Raw genomic sequence first — 4,324 nt, forward strand, 5'->3', positions numbered from 1 at the left:
AGCCTCCTCTGTAGAATTTCGGGGAATCTACTTCTATTGGAAGTGAAATCCAATTGATTTTTACCATAGAATAAATTATGTCACAGAGATTTGGTAAAGAACCAAAGCTTGTAATTGTTTCCTTCTATTCAACTTATATCAAAGATATTAGGTAGGATGATGCATTAAAAAATCATTCCAGGTTTCATGTAAATTGAGACCTTTAAAAATCAAAAATATATTTTCATAACTATCAGGTTATTAGTACGTTATTTCATAATTTTTTCCTACATTTCTTAGAATTTAAATACCCTTATAATTATTGACATTACCCTTACCCAGTAGCGATTTTTATCTTTTTTATTCTCTTAAAATCACAAACAAAATTTCAGTCAAACCTTAAAAACTCAATGAAACTCAAGAAAAAAACCCACTTAAAAAAAATGAAAAATTCCTATGAAGAAGAACGAAATTTTTGGATTAATCCTGACAATCGGAGTGTTGTTGGGATTGAGTAGATGTCAACAAGCAGAAAAGGTTCAGGAAGTAGAACTGAAGGAACAATGGCAACTTCTTGGATATCAATCCTTGGAGGAATATGGTAAGCATTTGGTTACAGTTGGGGCCTGTCATGATTGTCATACCCCAAAAAAAATCGGACCCAATGGATTGGAGTTTGATTGGGATTTGGCCCTTTCAGGTCATCCCTCAACTTTGCCCTATCCTGAAGTAGATAGGATGAATGTAGAGCAAAATGGCTTGGTCACAACTAATTTTCTCACATCTTGGGTGGGACCTTGGGGCATTTCCTTTGCGGGCAACCTGACTTCTGATGATACGGGGATTGGGACATGGACTGAAGAGCAGTTTTTCACAGCCTTAAGAGAGGGGAAATTCAAAGGTTTGAAAAATGCCAGGCCATTATTACCACCTATGCCTTGGGAAATGTACAAAGACATGACGGATCAGGAATTAAAGGCCATTTATGCATACCTCAAATCCACAAAACCAATTTCCAATATTGTTCCAAGCCCTATACCTCCAGTTTTGGCGTCGGCACAATCGACTACTCAATAAAATAAGAGTGTTTGTTGGTTTTGTCTGAATTGAAGCCGGAATGCAAAATCATTCCGGTTTCTATTAATTATTAATTTAACGTCTTCATACCGAGTCCCCATCAAATTGCTTATTTTATTCTAACAATTCTAATTGTTCATGCCTGGCACGAAGAGAATATCGGACTACCAAATCCACCTAAAAATTAAATCGATTTTTGATTTCCTCACGAACTGATTCGGGAAAGGTACTGTGCTTTATCCAACTGTTCCAATCCCTCATTGATAGCTGCCCGGTCTTCAGTATTTAATTCATCCCAAAAATCCCCTTCATCTTCAATGTTCAAAAGTGATTTAACTGCATTCAAAACACGTTCATCATTGCTATTGATGATTTCTGATATTATTCTGTATTTTACCGCAATATCCATTTGATAGTATTTTATTAGTCCAATAAAGTTAGCGAATTTTATTTTTAGTTGCGATTCCTCCCCTAAAGTGGAACAATCCATTTATCATATAATCACCTCAAAAATCGGAAAACCTAACCTTTATTCGAAAAAATGAAAACTAAATCCTCTCCAAAATCCATTTTAAAATATCCTCCATTATTTCCTCTTTTTCAATTTCATTGATCAGTTCATGATAGAGATCAGGATATCGGCGGAAGGTTGCATCTTTTGATGCAATATTCTTTAAAAATTCTTCTGTCCCTTTTGGATTTGTAAGTTGGTCTCCTGTGCCATGAAGCAATAAGACCGGATATTGAAATTGATTTGACTTTGATTGAATTTCCTTGATCATCCTCAATATTTGGTAACCCGTCCTGGCGGGTATACTCTCTTGATAATTCAAAGGGTCTTCCTTGTATTTCTTTACTTCTGCCGGATCATGCGAAATCATTTCACTTTCAATCTTCAATACTTTCATATTGGGGACAAGGTTACTTAAAATTGAAGCACCGGCTATCAATAATTTTGACACATTTACATCAGGTTTCAAAGCAGGAGCACTCAAAATTATTCCCTTAGCTTCAGGTTGATAATTGAGCGCGTAAGCTGCTACCATTCCCCCTCCCATACTATGTCCAAAAATAAATGCAGGTGCATCAGCAACAAAATTTTTTACTTTGCCGAACAGTGCATCGATATCTTTGAGGTAGTCTTTATAATCCGAAACATAGGCCGTCGGTTTGGGTAGTGATGATTTACCATGACCCCTTCCATCAAAAGTAAAAACAGCAATATTCCTATTTACCAATTTCTTGGCAAAGTGGGCATATCGACTACTGTGTTCACCAAGTCCATGTACTATCAATATTGACGCCTCGGATTTTTCAGGCATCCAAGCCTGTAAATAAAGCTTGATCCCATCATGGGTTGTGTAGGAAGTTTCAAGATGTTTCATGGGTTGGTAATTGGTTGTAAAATAGGATGTTCAAATCAACTTGAGTTAAATCATGGTATCCACTTGATATTCTTAAAGTTAGGCTTTCTCTTCTCAAGGAAAGCATTCCTGCCTTCTTTGGCCTCCTCAGTCATGTATGCCAATCGCGTAGCTTCTCCTGCAAAGACCTGTTGACCTACCATACCATCGTCGGTAAGGTTCATGGCAAATTTCAACATTTTGATGGAAGTCGGAGATTTTGCAAGGATTTCCTGTGCCCATTGGTAAGCAGTTTCTTCGAGTTCAGCATGGGGAATCACCGCATTGACCATACCCATATCGGCAGCTTCCTGCGCTGAGTAATTCCTTCCCAAAAAGAAAATTTCTCTCGCCTTTTTCTGACCTACCATTTTTGCAAGATAAGCTGAACCATATCCCCCATCAAAACTGGTTACATCTGCATCGGTCTGTTTAAATATCGCATGCTCTTTACTCGCCAAGGTCAGGTCGCAGACTACATGTAAGCTGTGCCCCCCGCCTACTGCCCAACCCGGCACCACCGCTATGACCACTTTGGGCATAAAGCGAATCAGTCTTTGAACTTCGAGAATATTCAACCTATGCATCCCGTCTTCACCCACATAGCCTTGATGACCTCTCGCCTTTTGATCTCCTCCAGAACAAAAAGAATATACCCCATCCTTTGGCGATGGCCCTTCAGCAGATAGCAATATCACACCAATTGAGGTGTCCTCCTGCGCTTCATAAAAAGCATCATACAATTCGCTTGTGGTTCTTGGTCGAAAGGCATTCCGCACCTCAGGCCGGTTAAAGGCTATCCTTGCTACTCCATCACATTTTTTATAGGTTATATCCTGATATTCTTTGGCGGTTTTCCAGTTAATTGACATGGCAATATTTGTTTATATTTTTACCGCAAGTTAACAGGCTTACGGGAAATTTGTTGAATTTTGAAAGAAGGTCTTGAAAAGCCATGGGAAAAATCATTTTAGAAAATAGGGACTACACTTTTGACCAAATCAAAAACGGACAATGGAGTGAAGATGATTCCTATCTGCATCAGGCTTTCTCATTTTGTCAACAATGGGTAAATGGCGTAGAAGAGTTCGAACTAAAAACTTCAGGTTCTACAGGCAAACCAAAAAAAATCAAAGTCAGCCGCAAACAAATGCAGATTTCTGCCGAGGCAACCAAGGCTTATTTAAAGATTGACTCTAAGTCAACTTTATTGTGCTGCCTGAATACCGAAATGATAGCAGGAAAAATGATGCTTGTAAGGGCTGTGGAATGGGATGCTGAATTGGTTTTTGTAAAGACCAAGGAAAATCCATTGGAAGACCTTTGGTTGGTATCCCACATTGATTTTGCCGCTATGGTACCATTACAGGTTCAGGCATGTTTATCAAAAGAAGTCACGCTCCGAAAATTAAAAAATATAGGTACCCTGATTATTGGTGGTGCACCAACTTCGGTGGTATTGAGGGAAAAGATTGTAGAAAAACAGATCAATGCTTATCAGACTTTTGGAATGACAGAAACAGTTTCACATATTGCCCTTGCTCCCATCACGCGAGATGAATTGGTGTTTGAAACCATTACCGGTGTCAGTATAGGGAGTGATAAGGATGATCGTTTATGGATTTCAGCAGCCATGGCCACAGAAGAAAAACTCCAAACAAATGACATTGTTGAATTATTGAACCAAAGTCAATTCAAATGGATCGGAAGAGCGGATTTTACTATCAATTCAGGTGGAATAAAAATCCAACCTGAAGTATTGGAACCGCAATTATTACCGTTTATTTCAAAACATTTTGGGGATATCGCCTATTTCGTATATGGGAATGGAGTTGAAAAATTAGTTCATAAACTGATCCTCGTCT

5 protein-coding genes are annotated in these 4,324 nt (G+C 38.4%); 2 read left to right on the forward strand and 3 right to left on the reverse strand.

Features of this window, described 5'->3' with window-relative positions; genetic code table 11:
• Positions 1-435: 435 nt before the first annotated feature.
• The gene (locus ACEW8O_RS07255; protein WP_373493956.1) at positions 436-1,056 is read left to right on the forward strand and encodes a c-type cytochrome; all 621 of its coding nucleotides are present in this window, start codon (positions 436-438) and stop codon (positions 1,054-1,056) included.
• Between the two features lie 205 nt (positions 1,057-1,261).
• Here ACEW8O_RS07255 and ACEW8O_RS07260 read toward each other — a convergent pair whose 3' ends face one another.
• The 3 genes from ACEW8O_RS07260 to ACEW8O_RS07270 all read right to left on the reverse strand — a co-directional run bounded on the left by ACEW8O_RS07260 (position 1,262) and on the right by ACEW8O_RS07270 (position 3,331).
• Positions 1,262-1,465 (reverse strand): hypothetical protein, encoded by a 204-nt coding sequence (locus ACEW8O_RS07260; protein WP_373493957.1) that lies wholly within the window; start codon positions 1,463-1,465, stop codon positions 1,262-1,264.
• 139 nt (positions 1,466-1,604) lie between these two features.
• Positions 1,605-2,441, reverse strand: a complete 837-nt coding sequence (locus ACEW8O_RS07265; RefSeq protein ID WP_373493958.1) for a lysophospholipase — start codon at positions 2,439-2,441, stop codon at positions 1,605-1,607.
• A 50-nt stretch (positions 2,442-2,491) separates the two neighbouring features.
• A complete protein-coding gene (locus tag ACEW8O_RS07270) occupies positions 2,492-3,331 on the reverse strand; it encodes a 1,4-dihydroxy-2-naphthoyl-CoA synthase (RefSeq protein WP_373493959.1) in 840 nt (279 codons plus the stop codon).
• 83 nt (positions 3,332-3,414) lie between these two features.
• On the opposite strand from ACEW8O_RS07270, the gene ACEW8O_RS07275 reads away from it, so the two are divergent.
• Positions 3,415-4,324, forward strand: a 910-nt coding sequence (locus tag ACEW8O_RS07275; protein ID WP_373493960.1) for an AMP-binding protein, incomplete at its 3' end; no start/stop codon positions are given.

The organism is Aquiflexum sp. (assembly GCF_041749095.1).
GTDB lineage: Bacteria > Bacteroidota > Bacteroidia > Cytophagales > Cyclobacteriaceae > Aquiflexum.